This window comes from Streptomyces sp. NPDC007205 (genome assembly GCF_040634095.1).
Classification (GTDB): domain Bacteria; phylum Actinomycetota; class Actinomycetes; order Streptomycetales; family Streptomycetaceae; genus Streptomyces.
This window is the reverse complement of sequence record NZ_JBEYEW010000039.1, coordinates 14404-33438: the sequence shown is the minus strand read 5'-3', so window position 1 is coordinate 33438 and position 19035 is coordinate 14404. Positions and strand designations below refer to the sequence as shown.

9 protein-coding genes are annotated in these 19035 nt (G+C 70.4%); 5 read left to right on the top strand and 4 right to left on the bottom strand.

The window, feature by feature from the left end:
• The first annotated feature begins 51 nt into the window (after positions 1-51).
• The 4 genes from ABZ624_RS36015 to ABZ624_RS36000 all read left to right on the top strand — a co-directional run bounded on the left by ABZ624_RS36015 (position 52) and on the right by ABZ624_RS36000 (position 3484).
• Positions 52-1050, top strand: a complete 999-nt coding sequence (locus ABZ624_RS36015) for an NlpC/P60 family protein (protein WP_360098695.1) — start codon at positions 52-54, stop codon at positions 1048-1050.
• A complete protein-coding gene (locus ABZ624_RS36010; protein WP_360098693.1) occupies positions 1047-1670 on the top strand; it encodes a hypothetical protein in 624 nt (207 codons plus the stop codon). The genes ABZ624_RS36015 and ABZ624_RS36010 overlap by 4 nt, the downstream gene beginning before the upstream one ends.
• Before the next feature lie 10 nt (positions 1671-1680).
• Entirely contained in the window at positions 1681-2382 is a 702-nt protein-coding gene (locus tag ABZ624_RS36005; RefSeq protein ID WP_360098691.1) for a hypothetical protein, read from the top strand.
• A 337-nt stretch (positions 2383-2719) separates the two neighbouring features.
• Positions 2720-3484, top strand: a complete 765-nt coding sequence (locus ABZ624_RS36000; RefSeq protein WP_360098689.1) for a hypothetical protein — start codon at positions 2720-2722, stop codon at positions 3482-3484.
• A 39-nt stretch (positions 3485-3523) separates the two neighbouring features.
• Here the strand turns inward: ABZ624_RS36000 and ABZ624_RS35995 are convergent, their stop codons facing one another.
• A complete protein-coding gene (locus tag ABZ624_RS35995; RefSeq protein WP_360098687.1) occupies positions 3524-3754 on the bottom strand; it encodes a hypothetical protein in 231 nt (76 codons plus the stop codon).
• Positions 3755-3878: 124 nt separating this feature from the next.
• Positions 3879-4745: a hypothetical protein gene (locus tag ABZ624_RS35990; RefSeq protein ID WP_360098685.1), complete on the bottom strand. Its 867-nt coding sequence runs from the start codon at positions 4743-4745 to the stop codon at positions 3879-3881.
• 232 nt (positions 4746-4977) lie between these two features.
• On the opposite strand from ABZ624_RS35990, the gene ABZ624_RS35985 reads away from it, so the two are divergent.
• Positions 4978-5844: a recombinase family protein gene (locus tag ABZ624_RS35985; protein WP_360098683.1), complete on the top strand. Its 867-nt coding sequence runs from the start codon at positions 4978-4980 to the stop codon at positions 5842-5844.
• Between the two features lie 93 nt (positions 5845-5937).
• On the opposite strand, the gene ABZ624_RS35980 is transcribed toward ABZ624_RS35985, so the two are convergent.
• Both ABZ624_RS35980 and ABZ624_RS35975 read right to left on the bottom strand, forming a co-directional pair.
• On the bottom strand, positions 5938-6105 hold the full coding sequence (locus ABZ624_RS35980) for a hypothetical protein (protein WP_360098681.1): 168 nt from the start codon (positions 6103-6105) through the stop codon (positions 5938-5940).
• 256 nt (positions 6106-6361) lie between these two features.
• A complete protein-coding gene (locus tag ABZ624_RS35975; protein ID WP_360098679.1) occupies positions 6362-18370 on the bottom strand; it encodes a hypothetical protein in 12009 nt (4002 codons plus the stop codon).
• Positions 18371-19035 lie beyond the last annotated feature (665 nt).

Sequence of the window (19035 nt, the reverse complement as noted above, 5' to 3'; positions counted from 1 at the left end):
AACGCGCCACTTCCTCATACCCAGTCGCACGTTGCGGCAGGGACGTGACGCGTGAATGACTCGAAGGGCTGCCTCTTCTATGCCCTTACCGCCCCCGTGGCGTTCATTTTCGGCCTCATTCTGCTGCTGACCATGGTGGCCGGCGGCGACACCTCCACAGCGTCCACCGGCGGCCTCCAACTCAACACCAAGCTCGTCCCCCCGGACTACGTCGAGCTGGTCAAGCGCGCCGGCGCCATGTGCAAGACGGTCAGCCCGCCCCTGATTGCTGCTCAGATAGAGGCCGAGAGTTCCTGGAGGAAGGACGCGATCTCCCACGACCCGAAGACCGGTGATCCGATTGCGTTCGGCATCTCCCAGTTCATACCGGAGACTTGGGTCCTCTACGGCAAGGATGAGAACGGCGACGGCAAGGCCGACGTCATGGACCCGGCGGACGCCATCCCGGCCCAGGGCCGCTACGACTGTGCCGTCGCCAAGGATGTCGCCAGCGTCCCCGGCAACCCCGTGGACAACATGCTGGCCGCGTACAACGCGGGCCCGGCGGCCGTGATCGCCGCGGGCGGCGTGCCCAACATCAGCGAGACCCAGGGGTACGTCCAGAAAATCAAGGCCGCCATGGCGAAGTACAGCGTGGCGCTTAGGGAGGGCGGGCCGGGCTCGGCGTTCGGACAGAGCGTCATCGCCGCCGCGCAGAAGCAGCTCGACCTGCCGTACATCTGGGGCGGCGGAGACGTCAACGGCCCCACCGGCGGCGGCTTCGACTGCTCCGGACTCGTGCTCTACGCGGTCTACCAGGCATCCGGCGGCAAGATCAGCCTGCCGCACTCCTCGGAGGTCCAGGTCACCATGGGCACCGAGGTGCCGCGGGATCAGATGCAGCCGGGCGACATCATCGGCATCCAGACCACCCCGGGCGACTACAGCCACGTCGCCATCTACTACGGCGGCGGAAAGATCCTGGAGGCCCCGCGCCCAGGGCGCAATGTTCGGATCGCCCCCCTCAGTGAGTACGACGGTATGACTCAGACTGTCCGGAGGTTCGGATGACCAATGCAGTGCGCCGCGCCGTCGTAGCGGCCGCGGCTGCCGCGACCCTGGCGACGGCCGGGTGCTCGAACACCAGCCACTCTGGGGCAAAACCGGCGGACAGCACCGCGCAGCCCGGCGCCGCGGCGGGCGGCACCAGCTCCGCGAGCCCGCGCTCGCTGCCACCCGGCGCGTCGGGCACGCCGCCGGTGCCCCTGCCCGCCCCGTCCGCCGTCAAGATGCACAACCCCGACGCGGTCAGCCAGGCCGCCATCACCATCCAGTGGACGATGGACACGGCCATCGACACCTCGCAGCACGACGCCGAGCTGCGATCCGCCGCCTTCCTGGAACCGTCCTACCTCGCCACCATCAAGAAGACCCCACCGATGGCCGCGCCGGGCGCCCAGTGGATGGAATGGGCCGGACACCGCGCCTACACCACCGTGACCACCAAAGCGCTCCACGACCAGCGGCCGGCGGACTCGCCGACCCAGGCTCACCGCCAGTGGCTCCTCACCGCCACCCCGCACGGCCGTGACCACTGGACCGGACGCCCCGTCACCAACGTCGTCTTCGTCACCATGACCCGTTCCGGCACCGGCCCCTGGCTCGTCTCCGCGATCACCGTCTCGTCATGAGGACCACGCCATGACCGCACCGCGCATCGACGCCGCCAGCATCCCCGCCCTCCCCCTGTTCGTCCTCACCACCACCCCGGACCACCGGGCACTGCTCGACGGCACCCCACTCGACGTACCCGCCGGCGTCGACCCCCGCGTCGTCGCCGTCAATGCCGCCATCGCCCAGGCGCAGCTCATCGGCCGCGCCGTCCGGGCAAGGCTCCACGACGCCGAGGGCCTGACATGGCCGCTGATCATCACCCCCGAAGGTGGCGTGCTTCAGGGCAACCGCCCGCTCCCGCCCCCCGCCGAGGAGACAGTGGTCACCGAGCCCGCCCCGGTCGCGCAGCACCAGCCGCCGCCGGTCCACCAGCGCCCACCGCATGCCGTTCCCCCGCAGCCAGCCGCCGCCCCGCAACTCACAGTTGACCCGCGCTCCGTGCCTGCCTGGCCGCTCATCACGATCGTCATGACCCAGGACGGCACGGTCCTGGTCAACGACGTGGCCGTGCCCGTACCGGCCGGAGCCGACCCCCGCGCCGCAGGTGTCGCCGCAGCCGCCGAGCACGTCACCCGCCTCGGCCTCGCCCGCCCAGTGAGAGCCAACGCAACTGAGCCGGACGGCACCGTCTGGCCGCTGCTGATCCACCCCGACGGAACGGCCACCCCCAACGGAAACGCGCTCCGGCCCGAGCGCCGCCGCTGGCTGCGCCGCAAAGCCGCCAGCTGAGACGGCCGATGACGCGGGCAACCTCCGCGCCATCGAGCGTGCAGCCTGTCCGGCGGCCGCGCTGTGTCAGCCAGAGGCGTCCGGCGCTGTGTCCTCCGTCCCGCCTGCTCCGAGGATCCGTCGCGAGGACGGCGGAGCTGCAGAGTGGGCTCCGAGGACCCCGCGGGCCCGCAAGTCCGTGAGGTCCGGGAGGTGGACGCCGGGGAGTCCGTCGAGCAGGTCCGCCTCTGAGGCGCGGATGCCCTGGGCAGGGGCGCCGGGGCCGGTGCCAAGGGTGCGGCGGCTGGTCACGGCGATCATCGTACGGGCGGAGCTCGTTGCGGTCAGAATCTCCGCTATGTCAGACACCTTCTGGACTGCCCTCGGAGCGATCGGCGGCACGCTGGCCTTCTTCGGCGTCATGTGGCAGGCGTACCTCACGCAGCGCGCGCTCAAGGTCAGCCAGCTCATGACCGCCGATGCGATACGCAGTCGGCTCGACTCGCAGGCCCCGGACGTCACCCTCAAGCTGAGTGCTCCACCATGGGAGCCGCTGGCGTGGACCAACAGGGGGATGCCGTGCAACACCTGGCCTGCGGGGAAGACCTGGCACTTCCCCGCGGAGCAGGAGGGATCCAACCGCCTCGCGCTGCAGCAGGTCCTGGTGCTGGAGAACCTCAGCGACCGACGGGTCCAGGCCCGATTCGACGGCGACCTGATCGTGGTCAGCGAGAACAGGCCCACGGCGGCCGGCGTGCTGCTCCTGGAACCAGGCGAGACCAGCCCGGACATCTACCTGCAGCGCGACTTCACCATCAAGGAGCTGTCGGAGAACTTCGAAGCGCGGCAGGCCGGGCAGGAACTGCCTCACCAGGTGCGCGGCACCGTGACAGTGGAGGACGACCGGGACAACGGGAGCACCGACCGCTGGGACCTGGTGCTGACCGGATGCCCCATCGAGCCGGTTCCCGACCGGGAAGGTCTGTGGAGGCTCGCGCCCTGGCACATCACCGAGGGCTCGGGCCTGCGGACCCTGGAATACAGCCTGCTGCCGCCGCGCCAGCGCATCCACTGGATCTCGCGCGCCAGGAGGGTCCAGCTTCCCGCTCCGGCTGGCGAATAGCGGAGCGCTGGAAAGCGAGTCCGGGTGCCCGCCGCGCTCTCACAGCCGAGACATGACGGCTCGCAGGATGCTCGGTACGTCGGCAGTGTCGGCGAGCAGCAGAGCGAGGGAGGCGACGGCCAGGATCGTCAGAGGGGGAAGGGCCTTGGCGAGGGTGGCCGGGATGTCGGAGGCCTTCGCCCGGCGGATGCCGTACCAGGCCAGGGCGAATACCAGCACGAGGGCGAGCACGGCGTAGGCGAGTGCGGCGAGGCGGGGGAGCGGGGACATGATCGTCCGTTCTCTGACGCCGGGCAGTCTCCCGGCTCTCAAGCCTTCGCCCTTGAAGTCGCCCCCAGCACAGTACGGCCGGGCCGTGATCTGCATCACGCCCCGGCCTCACGGCTGGGCTGGGTCACTGGTCCTGGTCCTTTTCTGCGGGGTTGCGGTCGGGGTCGTCGGTGGGCCAGGGGGTGCCGGTACCGGGGGTGGCGCGCAGCTCGGCGGCGCGGGCGCGGTCCCGCTGGATCCATTTGCGGACGTCGGCGGGGACGGCTTCGCCCTCGCGGATCATCCGCTCGTACAGCGCTACCCGGCGCTCGCACATGTCGGCCTCCGCCCGGGGGTCGGGCACCATCTGCTCGTCGAGCAGCCGGCGGGCGATGTCCGACAGCCGCATCAGCATGGTGGCGGTGCTGTTCCGGGTGAGGGCGCCGGTGACCGGGTGTTCCTCGTCGGCCCAGCTGTCGCCCGGGACGGTGCGCTGCTGGAGCCACTCCTCCAGGTTCTTGGCCGTCTGCTCGGCGGTGCCGTAATGCGGGCGAAGGTCGCCGTCGGCGTAGCGGGCGCCGTAGGGGATGCGCTCGTCGTCGGGGGTGCCGTCGGGGAGGTAGCGCTCGGGTTTGTCGAGGGGCGCGCGCCAGCGGGCGACGACGTCGGCGAACCGCTCGTGGGCGGTCTGGCGGGTGACGCCCAGGGCGCCGCCGATGTCCTCCCAGCTGCTGTGGCTCTCACGCTCGTAGATGACCGCGTAGCGCAGGACATCCTCGGCCCGGGAGACGAGGCGAGCGGCTTCTTCGACGTAGCTGCCCTGGCCGGTGAAGCTGCTCTTGTCGTACCAGGTGGCGACGCCGTGCAGGGCAGCCTCGGCGACCTCCCGGTAGGCATCGGACAGCTTGATGCGGGCCAGCGCCTGCTCGTCGTACGGGTGCGGCGAGTCCTGGACTGCCTCGCCGGGCGGGGTGTCGGTGGTGTCGGTGAGTGGTGTGTCCTTCTCATTCATGCCGTCAGGTTAGACCTGACAGACGGTCCGCGTCAGGCCTAACCTGACAATGAGCGGCAGGATCTCCCGGATTCACACGCGCAGGCCATCACTCACTGTTCGAGGGGGTCTGTTTCATAGGTGGTCGCTCATGAAACGCTGCGCCACGCGACGATCATGCTGCACCTTTCCTGTTTCATGGGTCGTTTCAAATGGCTTTCCTTTTGAAACAGACACATGAAACAGTGGTCCCGTGACCGAGGACTATCAGCGCGTTGAAGCGCACGACTGCCCCATGTCCACCTGCGCCGCCCCGGCCGGCTCGCCGTGCCGCACCACCAAGGGCCGGGTGGCGATCCAGTACCACACCGCCCGGTTCCGGCTCGTGCCCTCGCTGGCGAAGGCGCTGAGCGTCCCTGTCCCCCCGGTGCGTAAGCCGGGCACGGCCTGGGTGGAGCTGCCGCGCCCGGCCGGCGCCGGCGCCGAGCCGGTCGGCCACGTCCGCATCGGCTACGCCCGAGCGTCCACCGCCCGCCAGTCCCTCGACTCCCAGCTCGACTCCCTCGCGGCGGCCAAGGTGAGCCGGGTCTTCTCGGAGAAGGTCTCGACCCGCGTGACGAGTCGACCGGAGTTGGAGAAGGCGGTCACCCTCGCTCGCGAGATCCGCGCTTCCGGTGTCGCCGTGACCCTCGTCGTGCACGAGCACAAGCGGCTCGGCCGCGGCATCGACCTCGCCACGCTCGCCGAGGAGCTGCGCGCCAGCGACGTCGGCCTGGAGTTCCTCACCGGAGAACTGCAGGGCTCCCACGACCCGGGCGGCGTCGTCTTCACCGTGCTCGCCGCGCTGTCCGGTATGGAGCGCGAGTACATCCGCGACCGCACCCTCGAAGGGCACGAGTCGGCCCGCCGCCGGGGCAAGGCGATTGGCGGGGCCTCCGTCACCGATGAGGGAATGCTGTCCATGGCACTGCACCTGCGCGAGCAGGAGTTGAGCCTGCGCGAGATCGCGGCCCGGCTCGTCATCACCAAAGGTGCGAAGAAGGGGCAGCACCCTTCCCCGGCGACCGTGATGCGGATGCTGCGAGAGCACGACGATCGAGTTGCGGCCGCTGGCTCGTAGGCTGCTACTCCGTCAGATCTTCCTCTGCGTGCCGTACGGCCTGCTACCGGACGGGTTATGGCCCGGGGCTTCTACTCCCCGGGCCCGGAGACGTCAGGAGCCGGTGACTACACCCGCAACCGTGACCGCCAGGGTCAAGACGCCGAAAGCGACCAGCAGCGGCTGGGCGGCTGCGGGGTGGCGGTGCGTGATGTACGCCGCAGCGGCACCGAGCAGGAGCACGACCAGCACAAGGGCCGCGTCGCCGGAACTGAGGTACATGCGTTCTCTCCAAGGATCGCAGTGGGATGGGTGTGGCTCCGGAGCCGTGGAGAGAGGTTCAGGGACGCGGGGGTTAGCCGCGCAACCCTCGCGAAAATCCGCCTTTTCCCAGGCCACGCGGCTGCACAAGTTCTCGCGAGGTCTCTTGCCCCAATGAAGGCCGGGGCGCCGGCGTGGCCGGGGCTTCCCCGGCCACGCTGCGGAGGCGGTCGATGTAGGCGGGCGGGTGCGGATTGGGTGGTGGGGGCGGTGGGTCCTACTCCCCGACCCCGGAACCGCCTCTCCGGCTGCTGCCTGACACGAAGCGTGTGTCGCGGCCGTCAGCCGGGAACTCGACCTTCTGGTCCGTCTTCTGGTCCTTGCTCTCCGTCAGGACGGGGCGGGACGGTTCGCCGAAGGGGACTCCGGCGCCGTGACCAGGCTCATCCCCCAGGATCTCGGCCAGCTCCCGGTCTATGTCGCGAACCGCCTCAGCGAACCGGTCCAGGGCGGCGACGCTGTCGGCCGGAGCATCCTCGCGTACCTCGGAGACGGCGCGCTGTGCGGTGTGGCCGAGGTCTTGGATGGCACGCCGTCCCGGGGAGTTGTCACGGTCGGCGTTGGCCAGCCGTTCGGCCATCCGGTAGGACAGGCGTGCAACCGTTTCGAGGGTGGTGACACCAACGGTGCGCAGGGCCCCCTGCCAGCGGATGTCGCTAGACAATTGGGTGCCGTATCGAGTTGCGGCGGCGGCCCGGTCTTCGCCCAGCACGCGCCGAGCCACGGGCCACATGTTCGTCAGGCGGCGCCACTCCGGGGCACCGTTGTACTCGCGGGTGTGCCGTTCCGCCCCTGCGAAGGACTCGTCGACCAGTCGGGCGGCGTTGTCGAGGGCCTCTACCATCGTCGGCTGACCGGCCTGGGCCTGGGTGTTCTGCATTTCGGCCTGCAGCTGGGTGCTGAGGTCCCGGAGGGTGTCCTCAATCTGTGCCATGCGCTCGGCCTGCTTGGGGCCTCGCAGGTGGGACGCGACATTCTCCGCCGTGCCGCTCAGCCAGCGCAGAGCGCGGTAGCCCGGCGATCCGTGGCGCCCGGCGTTGGCCAGGCGCATAGCCAGCTTGTGGGAGAGGCGCGCGACACCATCGGCGACACGGGCGCCGATGTTCCGGCAGACGGCCCGGATGCCGGTCGCCTGCCGAGCGGTGGACCGGGACAGGGCGTCACGGGCGTTGGACCAAACTCGTTGGCTGTTCTGCCACAGCTGGGTGAGCTGGCGCCATTCCCGGGCGCCGTTGAACTCGGGGGCATGCTGGGAGGCCGTGGCGTATGCCTGCTCTACCTCCCCGAAGCCGTTCAGCCCGAGGTCCGGCGTCGGCTGCGGGACACCGGGCGGATCCAATTCGCTGCTGAGCTGGGCTATCCCTCGGGTGAAAGCCCCCAGCGGGTTGTCCTGACCCTGCCACTGACGGGCCTCCGAATCCAGGGTGGCATCGACCTCGGCCTGCACCTGCTGAAGCAGACCGATAAGCCGGGACAGGCCATCCTGGTCAGCCCGCTCGGCAGGGGCGGAGACCGGCTGCTCCGCCGCAGCAACTGCCGCTGCACCTACGGCGTCGCTCGCTTCTTGCGGCTCCTCAGCAGGAACGGCTACGGCTTCTGTCTGTCGAGCGTCGTCCACCGGCACACCCGCGAGGATGTCCCTCACCACAGCCGCGTCCTGCGCGCGGTACTGGGCTGCCTCGGCGGCGACCCGCTCGCCAGCCTGCCGGAGGGCGTCTCCGACGGCTCCGTGGACGCTCTCCGGAAGCCCAAGAGCCACCGGGCCCATGGTCCACAGCGCACGCAGACCGTCTACTCTCGCGTCAGCACGGACAGCGGCTGCCTCGGTCCCCGCGTCGTCGATCGGGTCGAGGACGGGGGCCTCGGGTATCGGTGGCAACGCGGATTCCTGCGGCTCCTCGGCCATGGCCATGCCCTCCCTCAACGGCGCCGCGTCCTGCTCGACGGCGGGTTCTGCCGAATCGTCAGCCTCAGCGGACTCTCGCAGCACAGCAGAGTCTTCCTCCAGCTCCGGTGTCTCCGCCACGCCGGATATGGCACCACTGTCCAACTCCCCGGGGACAGGCAACGGTTGTACGGGCTGGCTCAACTCCGTGGCGGCCTCGCGGCCGGGCGTGACGTCGGTGAGTGGACGCCCGAGTTCCTCGGGGTACAGCAGCTCGTAGTCCGGCTCCTCGTCAGCGCCGGCTTCCAGCTGATCGGGGGGTTCGGGCCCGGGATCCGTCGTGCCAACGTCGAGTGCGTCGTCCGGTGCTGCGCGACGGCCGGTCTCGTTCTCCACCTTGTTGTCGGCGTCCGCGCTGTTCTGCGTTGCGGGAGGGGGCTCCTCCAGTAGTCGAGACGACGCGGCTGCGTCCTGTTCGGCGGGCTCCGTCTCGGCGGCGGTGCTCTCCGTGCCGGCGGTCGGCTCCGCGGAGGTCGCTGCCAGCTCCGCCTCGAAGGCAGGCTCATCGGTGGCAGCGGCTGCGGGTTTCTGTACGTCCCGTGGGTCCGGCCCGGGCTCCGGTGCCGGATCGTCGTCCGTGGCAGCGTCCGTCTCGGCGGCCGTGGTGGTCTGCGCGGGCGCGTCCAGGTCCAGGGACATCTGCGTGACCGGCGGGCCTGCCTCCATGTACGCCCGCTCGGCGGCGGTGTATTCGGGCAGGGGAGTGGTGTCGCCGCCGACCTTCCACCAGCTGACCACGGCGGAGTGCAGAACGCCAGGGCGGTGGTAGGCCCAGATGATGCGACTGTCTGGCGGGACCCCGAAACTGCGCCCTACCAGGTCGTTGTTCTCGTCGACGATGACAAAGGGCAGCGTGGCCAGGCGGCCGCGGGCGAGCTCGTCGGGCAGGCGAGCCAGGGTGTACGTGCGATCCCGGTAGGAGTACTGCCACCACCCGTCCGCGAGCTTCTCCCGCGTCACCGGTGGCATGTCGTATTCGCGGGTCACCTCAGCGGCCACCAGCTCGGTGCCGAGCGGGGTACGCAGGATCGTGCCGTCCTCGGACACCACCGACACCGTGTATTCCTCGCCGTCGAGATAGACCCGGTCACCCATCTTGAACAGCGGCTCTGCCGCCGGTGCGGGCCTCTCCGGCTCGGCCGGCCCGGTCGCCGACGACTCCCTGTCGAGACGGGTGTCGGCGGCCGGTTCTCCGGGCTCCGGCTCGGGCCGGGTCTCCGCCTGGGCGTCGGCGTTCACGGGTGCCTGCGGGGGGAGTGATGTCGCCTCCCCCTGTTCGGCGGGCTCCGTCTCGGCGGCCTCGCTCTCCATACCGGCGATCGGCCCCGCGGAGTTCGCGGCGAGCGCTGCCAGCTCCGCCTCGAAGGACTCGACGGTCGCCCGCGAGCGAGCGGCGAGGAGACCGGCGGCATCCCGTACCTGCCCCAGCGGGCCGCGCAGGTCCTCGCCGACGACCGGTTCCAAGGCTCCGCTCCAGGCCGCCACCGTGTGGACCTGGCGCACGAGGTCGTCCGGCGAGCCCACAGGGCCCTCGCGCAGGGTCCGTTCGGCGTCTCGATACGCCTCGGCCAGCTGCACGACGGGGTTGGTCGGATCACCGTTGCCGTCGGGTCGCTGCTGCCGGTCGGCCTCGTAGTAGCGCTGGACGGACGGCAGGGCGGCCCAATGCGCGAACACCTCGTCCAACCGGTCGATGTCCGCCTGTGCTTCGGCGTCGGTGGCGTACGGCTCGGCAGGATCGAGCGCCGGCACGTCGACGTCCAGGAGCACCATGTCCAGGTCCGGCAGTGCCGTCTCCTCCGGGACAGCCGGATCTCGGGCGGGTGCTTGCTGCTCGCGGAGCCACGCCAGCGCGGCCGCCTGCTGCTCACTGTTCTCGCCCACGGCCTCGGCGGCCGACCGTATGGCGGCCTCCGACTCGATGTAGGCCAGGCACTCCTCACGCGTGCCGGAGTAGTCCACGATGCCCGTCACGCCACGGAAGACCCGAACGACATGGAACTCAACCGTCTCCGGCTCGCCGGGAACCTGGCTCCCGTAGAGCGAGTACCGGATGCCTGCCGCGCCAGTCACCTCGGTCATGGCCAGCTGGGCACGCAAGAGGTTGTCGGGCGCCGCTTCCTCGCTGTCCGCGGCCGCTGGACGGGCCGCATCCGGCTCCGCCTGGTTGTCTGTCGCGTCCGGGGTCGGGTCACCGAACAACCCGAGCTGCTCCGTCTCTGCACTCTGAGAGGCCACGCTCCCCCCTTCCTGGGTGCGGGTGGGGTCGGTCGGCCGGTCCGGCGCGGGCACTTCCGCGGACTGCTCGACGTCGCCCAGCAGGACTGTTTCGGCAGTTGCGGACGGGTCGGGTCGCCAGGCGCGAGCGTCGTCTGCCCGGACAGCAGCCAGCAGGACAGCCGGTTCCTCTTGGGGCTGTACCTCTTCCACGGTCATCTGTCCGTCCGGGACGACGGCGGAATCCTCCGCCTCCGTTCCGGGGTCGGGTTCGTCCTGCGGAGCCGGGGCCGGGACGCGTTCGGGCTGCGAGAGGCCGAACGTCTCGTACAGGTCGGCTGTCCCGTACTCGTCGCCGGGGGGCTCGGTGGCCTGAGCTGTCGGTTCCTGAGTGCTGTCGTCATCAGGTTCCGACGGTGCTTGTGCCTGATTCGCGGTGCGGTCGACGGAGCTGCTGGTGGGTTCAGAGACCGTGGCGTCGGGCGTGGGCGCGGGGGCCGGTGCCGGCGCGGGAGCCGTCGGCAGCTCGGGCGCCGGGGTCGTCTGGTCGTACGCCGCGAGGGCGGCTGCGGCCTGGTCCACTTTGGCCTGGTGGGGTGCGCGTTGCTCGGCGCGCTCCCGGATGGCCTTCTGACGGCTTTCCGGGCTGCGGTACCTCTCCGGATCGAGCATGGACTCTGTCAGCTCCGGGAGCTTGTCCCGCTCGGTGATCGCGCCCACGACAGCGTCCAGCAGCTCGACTCGGCGCCGGGCGTGCTCGATGGCCTGGCCGTACTCGACCGCGGCCTGCTGGGCGGTGAGCAGCGTGATCTCGGCGTCCAGGACCGGCAGGCGCTCGCGGTCCATGAGCTGGTGGTCTTCTGCCTTTTCCAGCGCGGTCGCCAGGCGGCCGATGATGGTGGCGCCGAACCTGGGGTTGGCCAGGTCGCCGATGGAGCAGACGGATTCGCTGTGCCGAAGGTCGGGGAAGCCGACGTGGGCGCGGATCTCCGCACCGCCGTTCAGGATCTCCGGCTGCACCGCGAAGTCGAGTCCGCCGAAGGTGCCGAGCTTTGTCCACGGCCCCATTCCGAGGCTGCTTTGGCCGCGCAGGGCGTCGGCGACGGCCTGCCGCAGAACGGGACCGGCCTCGCCGCGCTGGTCGAAGTCGCGGCTGCCGATCCGGATACGGAAGGCGTCGCCGCGGATGGTGGCGGTGACCTTCGGTAATGCGGCGTCCCGGGCCGCAAGGGCGTGCTGGGTGCTGGAGAGTTCGGTTTCCTTGGCGAGGAGCAATTCAGCCTGGCGGACGCGGTCGGCGGCCGCGTTGCGCCGGTCGGACTCCAGGCCCTGGAGGTGGATCTTGGCCTCCATGAACTGCTTCATGAAGGGGTTGCCGCCGATCTCGGCGGCCATTGTGGCGTAGTCCCAGTCGCTCGCGCCGATCTCTTCGACGGTGTCGTTGTCGTCGTCGCCGACACCAGGCGGGCGCTGGATGTCGCGCAGGCCCTCCGCCTTCGAGGTGAGCAGCCCGACCTGCCAGGCGTCCATGCTGCCCTTGGTGGCCAGGAAGTAGATGTCCACCTCCTCGTGCTGGTTGCCGGGCCGGATCACGCGGCCGTTGCGCTGGATCATGCTGGCCGGGGTCCAGTCCTGGTCCAGGTGCATCAGGGCGTAGGCCCGGTTCTGGCCGTTGAACCCCGTGCCGAGGACTTCGGTGGAGCCCATGAGGACCGCGATGCCGCCGTTGTTGGCGGCCGCCGACATTGCGGCCTTCTTCTCCGGGGTGGCGTTGTCCTGCGCGAACTCGACCAGGTCGCGGGGGACTCCGCGGTCGGCGAGCAGGTCGCGCAGTTCGGCGTAGAGGTCGAAGCCGCCCTTGTTGTTGCCGCCGGGGGTGCCGGAGTTGCAGAAGACGAAGAACAGCCCGCCGGGGACTGGGTGCGGGGTGTCGTCGCGGCTGGAGACGGCGTAGGTGTGGTCCTTGTGGGCGTGGTAGGCGGCCGCGATGATGTCGGCCGCCTCCACCAGCTTGTTCGCCGCGGGCGCGTTCGCGTCCACCAGCCGGGGGTCCAGCGCGACCGCGCGGCCCTCGCCGGAGACGGCCAGCATGTTGTCCTCGTCGCGGGTGACGTTCCCGGCGTGGATCGCCTGCCCCCGGGCCACCAGGGACTGGAGCCGGGCGCTCTGGTCGGCGGTCGGCTCCACCAGCACCAATTCGGGGGCGCCGCCGGCGAGCCGGGGCCGCTCGATGCCGACCTCGTCGCCGGTCTTGGTGTCGGCGGCCAGCCCCCACATCGTCTTCATCGTGGACTTCGACACGAACCGGCTGAACCGCTCCACGATCGTCAGGCCGCTGCCGTCCGGCGCCATCTCGATGCGCTGGACCTTCTGTCCGAAGGTCTCCGACCACAGGTCCGGGCCGTGGACCCCGAACTGGTCCAGCAGCCATGGTGTCGCCAGTTCGAGGACCGAATACTGCTCGAAGATGGAGTTCTCCATCGGCGTGCCGGTGCCGAGAGTCACGGTGGGGCGGCCGCCGTCGTACTCCGCCATCCGGTGGTGCCAGCTGAGCTTTTGGTGCAGGTCCACCGCGCGGACGCTCGCGGTCTCGCCACCAGCCTCCTTTGACCGGAACCCCACGGCCGTGAACCGGTGGGCTTCGTCGATGCAGGCGTAGTCGAACCCGAGGTCGTCCCAGTACACCTCGCCTGGGGTGCGCATCGGCGCGTCGTTGCGCCGGATGCGGGCCTCCACCGTGGTCAGGCGCCGTTCCAGCTGCATCAGCGCGAAGTTGTTGTGCGGGACTCCGCGCTCGCGCTTGAGCTGTTCCTTCAGTGACTCGATCTCGCGGAAGAGGTACAGCTCCTGCTGCTCGGGGCTCATCCGGATCGACCCGAACGCTCCCTCGGTGAAGATGACCAGGTCCGGGGAGTTGGCGCGCAGCCACTCCAGCACCGGGCGCCGGTTGCCGTCGGCGAGGTCGTCGGAGGTGATCAGGTGGATGTCGGCGTTGGGGTAGATCAGCCTGGCCTCGTCCAGCCACTGCCGGGCCAGGTGCGGCTGGACGACCGCGAAGGGCTTGCCGATCTGCCCGGAGGCCTTGAGGGCCTGCGAGCCCATCACCATCGTGGTGGTCTTGCCGAGCCCGACCTCGTGCGCGAGGACGACGCCGCGCTCGAACTGCATCCGCGCGGCGCCCGAGAGCTGCCACGGGTGCGGGGTCCGCTCGGTCGTGAACCCTTCCAGGGTCGGTGCGAGGCTGTCGTAGTTGCGTACGACGTGCCCGTTCATCTGCCGGTTGTAGGCGTCGGTGAGCAGGGTGACCCGGGCGGTGCTGGCGGTGCAGTAGTCCTCGAACGCCGACCGCATGGCGTCGGCCTTGTAACGCATCGCGCGGGTGGCGTCCTCGTCGACGCCGACGCCGTCCAGCTGGTTGACGACCATGGACGCCCGGCCGAGCAGGGCCTTGGCGATGTGCACCGCCGAGCGGCGCTCGGTGCCCTTCAGCGCGTTGATCGCGTCGGGCACCTTGCCCGCGGCCAGGGACCAGCCGTAGCGCTCGTTGTGGCTGACCTGGAGCGTCGGGTCGCCGAGGTACTCCCGCAGGAAGCCCTGCACCAGCGGTGCGGGAATCCAGTGCGCGCCGAGCTGGGCGGTGAACTGCCCCAGCCGCTTCGGCGTCGGCTGCACCGCCTCCAGCGCGGCGACGTTCACCGCGTACGTCGGATCGGTGGTGGCCGCCTCGCGGGCCTCGTCCAGCTTCTGCCGCACCGGCCCGGACAGATATGCCCCGGCGTGCTCCAGCTTCTTGGTGACCGGGTTGTCGAAGACCTCGGTGCCCAGACGCAGGCGGGCTTCTTCGACGATGGTGCCCAGCAGCGAGGCGATCAGGGGCAGGTCCACGCGGCCGGTGGCGCCCATCACGGCCGTCAGCGCCGTCTTCGGGTCCTCGGTGGGCTCCAGGTCGCCGCGCCGGGCGCCCGGCCGCCGGGTGAGGACTTCGGAGGGCACCGGCCGGTTGTTCGCCCGGTCCCAGTGCTCCAGCCCCAGGACGACGGCGGCGTGCGGATCCTGGCGGAACCAGCCCCAGCCGGTGGGGAGCCGGTCCTCGCCGTCCAGGTCGACGCCGGCATCACGGGCGGCGGCCGCGGCCTCCTCGGTCGGCAGCGCCAGCCGGGTCTGCCGGGGACGCGACAGCGGCCCGTACTCTGCGGTGTAAGCGGCGTGCAGCCGGGCGAGCTGGCCGCGGACCTCGTTCGCACGGTCTGGGTCGGTGCCGGTGCGGTCCAGCTCCTGCAGCTCCCCGGTGACGTCGCGCAGCGACAGCAGCATCCGCAGCTGTTCGGTGCCCGTGACGCCGTCCGCGGGGGTGACCCGGACCGGGTCCGCGCCGTTGACGTGCTGCCAGATCCGCCCTTGGTCGTCGGTGTAGAGGCGGCCGGTGAAGTCCGTGGCGTGCTTGACCCGCGCGGTCTGGAGAAGGAGGGGCTCGCGGTGGGGCCAGTCCTCGTGGTGGGTGTAGCCCAGGCCGTCGGCGACTGCCGCGGCGGCGGTGGTCTCCATCCGCTCGCGCAGCAGCCGCGAGGCCTTGCCCGGGTCGCCCTGCACGGTCACCCGCGGCCCGTACGGTCCCGTCTCGGATGTCAGGCGGCCCAGCACGTTCTCGGGGTGCTCGGCGAAGTAGGCGTTCACGGCCAGGGTGTTGCCGCCCAGCTCCCGCTCTGGCGCCTCGATCCACCCCAGGTCGCCCGGCTCCTCGCCCTCGGCGCGGCGGCGGAAGACCAGCACGTCGGCGACAACGTCGGTGTCAGCGGTCTCGCCGAAGGTTCCCTTCGGCAGCCGGTAGGCGCCCGCCAGGTCGCCCCAGCGGGACATGTCCCGGCGGGCAGCGGTGTCCTCGCCATCCAGCGTCCACCGCGAGGTGATCACTGCCATGTAGGCGCCCGGCCGCAGCAGCGCGAGCTGCTTGATGATGAACCCGTTGTGAAGGGAGTGCCCACCCGCCCGGTAGCGGCGCTCGCCGAACGGGGCCTGTGCGAAGGGGACGTTCCCGATCACCGCGTCGAACGTCCCGAGGGCGACGTCGGTGTCGGTGAACGACTCGGGCAGCACGTTGGCGTGCGGGTAGATCCGTCCGGCGATCGCCGCAGTGGTGGGATCCAGCTCGACACCGGTCAGCCGCGCGGTCGGCGGGGCCACCCCGAAGAAGACGCCGGAGCCGCACCCGGCCTCCAGGACCTCCCCACCGTCGAAGCCGTACGCGGCCAGGCCCTGCCACATCGACTCGGCGACGTCCTGCGGGGTGTAGTGGGCCGACAGCACGGCCCGGGACGCCGCCCGCCACTCGAAGGGGTCCAGCAGGTCTCGCAGCTCGCTACGCACCCGGGAGTACGACTCCCAGCGGGCATGGTCTGTTTCGAACCGGCCCTCCCATTCCCCGCCGGGTGCGTAGATCGGCTCTTCGGGGTCCGGCTCGTCCAGGAACACGGTCGGGACCGAACCCCACCCCGACCAGCGGGCCAGGGTGCGGGCCTCGTCGACGGTGGTGCCGCGGTTCTCCCTCTCCAGCCTCCGCAGGACCTTGACGGCTTCAAGGTTCGCCTCAGCGCGGGCCAGCGGGCCGCGCGGCAGGTCCGCCGGATCAGGGCGGAACCGCCTGGTCGCTACAGGTTCTCCAGCTCCCTGCGGATCGCCGCCAGCTCCACCGCTTCCGGACTCAGCGGCGCCGCCTGCTCCTCCGCGTCCTCCGGCGGCGGCAGCATCTCGCGCAGCACCTGCTCCCGCGCCGTCGCCGCGATCTGCCGCATCTGACCGACCCGCGCCTCGTAGTCCGTCTCCGGCTCCAGGCTCTCCTCCAGGTCCTCCTCCGCCGCGGCGATCGCCTCGCTCATCTGCGTCCCCAGCGTCCGGAAGAAGCGGTCCGGGTCCTGCATCTGCGCCAGCTCCCGCGGCCTGAACTCCTCCCAGTGCCTGCGCAGCAGCGTCTCGTACTGGCTCATCGTCGCCATCCGCCTCGCCTCCCTCCTGTTCGTCGACGGTACCGGCCAGCGCCGCCATCTGCGCCGCCAGCCGGGACTGGTCCACTCCGCGCCGCTCGACGTCACCGCCGGCGGCGCGCACCACCTCGATTACCTCGTTGATGCCGATGAGCGCGGCGCCCATCGCCGGGATGCGCCGCTTGGCCGCCTCCCGCTCCCGCTTGGGCAAGTTCTCGTTCAGGGACTGCTCGCGCAGGTCCTCCGTGGTCCGCTCCGCGATCCGCGCCAGCTCCCCGAGCAGCCCCTCCTCGAAGTAGAACGGGTAGGCCCGCATCACCTGGTTCGTGAGCGGGTTCAACACCTTCGTCTGCGTCGGCAGCTGGTAGGGGGTGAGGATGGTCAGCATGCGATCGAACTCGCGGGAGAGTTCCGACGGCCTGCGCCGCAGCCACGACGCCAGCGGGTCGTAGGAGCTGATCGGCAGCGTCACCTCCCGCTCGAGACCCCAGGTGCGCCTCGGCAGCGTCTCCGGATCCTGGTCGTAGCGCTGTACCAGGGCGGCCATCGCCGCCGGACCGGAGTCGAAGTCACCGATGCTGCTGCGCTGGTCGTAGTTGGCCAGCGCCCGGAACTTCTGTCCCTGGCGCTCCACGTAGCCGTAGTCGCGCTCCGAACCGTCGATCAGGACACTGCGGCGGCCGCCAAGGTTCGATCCCAGGGTCGCGCGAGCCGCCTCCGGGTGCTGCTCCAGGCCCCGCTGAAACCACTCCGCCTCAATGGCCTTCAGGCGCTCCGTTCGGGCCTCCCTGACCGCCTCGCTGAAGGAGTAGGCGGACTGCTCATTGCGGGCCTCCAGGCCTGACCCCAGCTCGGTACTCTCGGCGATCAGATCTTGCAGCGCCATCTCGCCCACCGGCGTCCGCTCGCCGTAGGACCGGGCCCGCCGGGCGATACGTTCCTCCTGGAGGGCCTTGCGGTAGCCGGTGACCTGGTCGTGCAGCTCGTGGTCGCGCGGCAGGCGCGTCCACGCCGGCCCAATCTGCTCATAGGCGCTCTCCAGCGCCGCATCGTCCAGGTCCGCCACCGCCGGACCGGCCAGGATGGCCCGGGCGGTACGGACGTACTGCTCAGTGGTTACCGCCGTCTTGCGACGCTCCAGCGTCCGGTAGCCCTCATCCGCGGAGTGGAACGGCGTCCTATAGATCGTCTCGCGCCACCACTCGCTCTCGGCGGCCAGGTCCTCGTCACTCAGTTCGGTGACCACAATCGACGTCGCCACCCGGTCCAGCAGCCTTCTGCAGCGCTCCTGCTGCAGCGCCCTGTACCGTCCCTCCGCCGCGGTGGTGTACTCCCGCGCCCGCTCCATGGCGGCGGCGTCCTCCGCTGCCACCAGGTCCTCGTACGACAGGCCAGTGAAGTCCTCCGGCTCCGGCTCCGGCTCCGGCACGGGGGCGGGTGCTGCGGCCGCCGACGGGGCCTGCTGTGCCGGGACGGCCGCGGCCTCCGTCGTTGTCGGCGAGGCGGCCAGGTCCTCCGGCGTCTGGCCGGGCCCCAGTACGACGATGTTGCGGTCCTGCCGGGCGAACGCCTGCAGCACCGCGGCGAGGTTGCGGTCGCGGGTGCCCGGGTTCCACTTCCGGCCTGTCACTCGTGCCTGCCGCTGCCCCGACCAGTACAGGTTCCCGGCCTTCACCGCCCGCGTGTCGTCGTCGTGCTTGTCGGTGCCGTACACCGCGGCGACGCCGTCTTCCTCCCACCGCACCCACACCCGGTCGCGGACACTCGGGTCGGCCGCCGCTCGGTGATGGCGCGCGGCCAACATCGCGAATGCCGTCAGCCGCCTGTCTCCGAACCCGTCGCTGACCAGCCGCGTGTCACCGACCCGGCCCACCGCGACGCCGTCCCGGCGGGAGCCGGAGGCGATCTCGGCGCCGTCCGGTCCGAACACGGTGACCGCGCCGCCCTTGATGAGGGCGTGATAGCCGGTCACCCCCTCTACGCGTTCCGCCCCTTCAGGAAGCGGCAGCGGGCCAGGTGAGGCGGTCGGTTCTGTCTCAGGCGCGGCCTCCCCTTCCGTGTCCACCGCCGGGAATTCATCCCCCATGCGCTTCTCCCCGTGCGACGTACTCCCGTGGCACGCCAGCAAGCACACGCCACGTCGTCCCCACCGGACACTACCGACGAAGGTCAAAAACCTCGATCCAGATACGCCGGGGCCAGTTCGGTGAGTCCGTCTCGCCCTCGGATGTAGGGCGTCTGGTCGTAGTGCTGGCGCAGACGGCCGGCAGGGCGGCGGTCAGTTCGAGCGGCGGGGGCTGGTGGCAGGGTTCTTACCAGCACCCCGACTTGATGCCATACGCCTCCGGCTGGACCGACGAACGGCTGTAGGCCTACCGATGTACTGGCACAAGATTTTTTGGCGACTCAATTCCCCTTCTGAACAGGGGATTTGGGCTTAACTACCCGAACGGGTGAGTGGTGAGTAACGCCACAAATCCCCGGTTGCGTTGGGATTTTCGGACACCTGTAGAGAAGGATTCGGTCCAGCCTCGCAGGGCCCGCCGGACAACTTTCCACGGTCTTCCGGCGGACCCCCTGCGGGCCCAGTGTTCCCTTGAAGAGACAGGACCACGTAATGGACCCTACTCAGCCTCTTCAGCCGTCGGTGGCTCTTTCGAAGGCGATCCTTGTCACGCTCCTTGCCCTGATTGCCACCAATTGGGGCTTCATCGTGGGCATCTTCGCTCGGGCTGTGGGCCACCTCACGCC

Excerpts from the sequence above, each read along its gene's own strand:
- ABZ624_RS35975 (WP_360098679.1), bottom strand. The coding sequence starts at position 18,370 with ATGGGGGATGAATTCCCGGCGGTGGACACGGAAGGGGAGGCCGCGCCT.
- ABZ624_RS35990 (WP_360098685.1), bottom strand. The coding sequence starts at position 4,745 with ATGAATGAGAAGGACACACCACTCACCGACACCACCGACACCCCGCCC.
- ABZ624_RS35980 (WP_360098681.1), bottom strand. The coding sequence starts at position 6,105 with ATGTACCTCAGTTCCGGCGACGCGGCCCTTGTGCTGGTCGTGCTCCTG.
- ABZ624_RS35995 (WP_360098687.1), bottom strand. The coding sequence starts at position 3,754 with ATGTCCCCGCTCCCCCGCCTCGCCGCACTCGCCTACGCCGTGCTCGCC.
- ABZ624_RS36000 (WP_360098689.1), top strand. The coding sequence starts at position 2,720 with ATGTCAGACACCTTCTGGACTGCCCTCGGAGCGATCGGCGGCACGCTG.
- ABZ624_RS36010 (WP_360098693.1), top strand. The coding sequence starts at position 1,047 with ATGACCAATGCAGTGCGCCGCGCCGTCGTAGCGGCCGCGGCTGCCGCG.
- ABZ624_RS36005 (WP_360098691.1), top strand. The coding sequence starts at position 1,681 with ATGACCGCACCGCGCATCGACGCCGCCAGCATCCCCGCCCTCCCCCTG.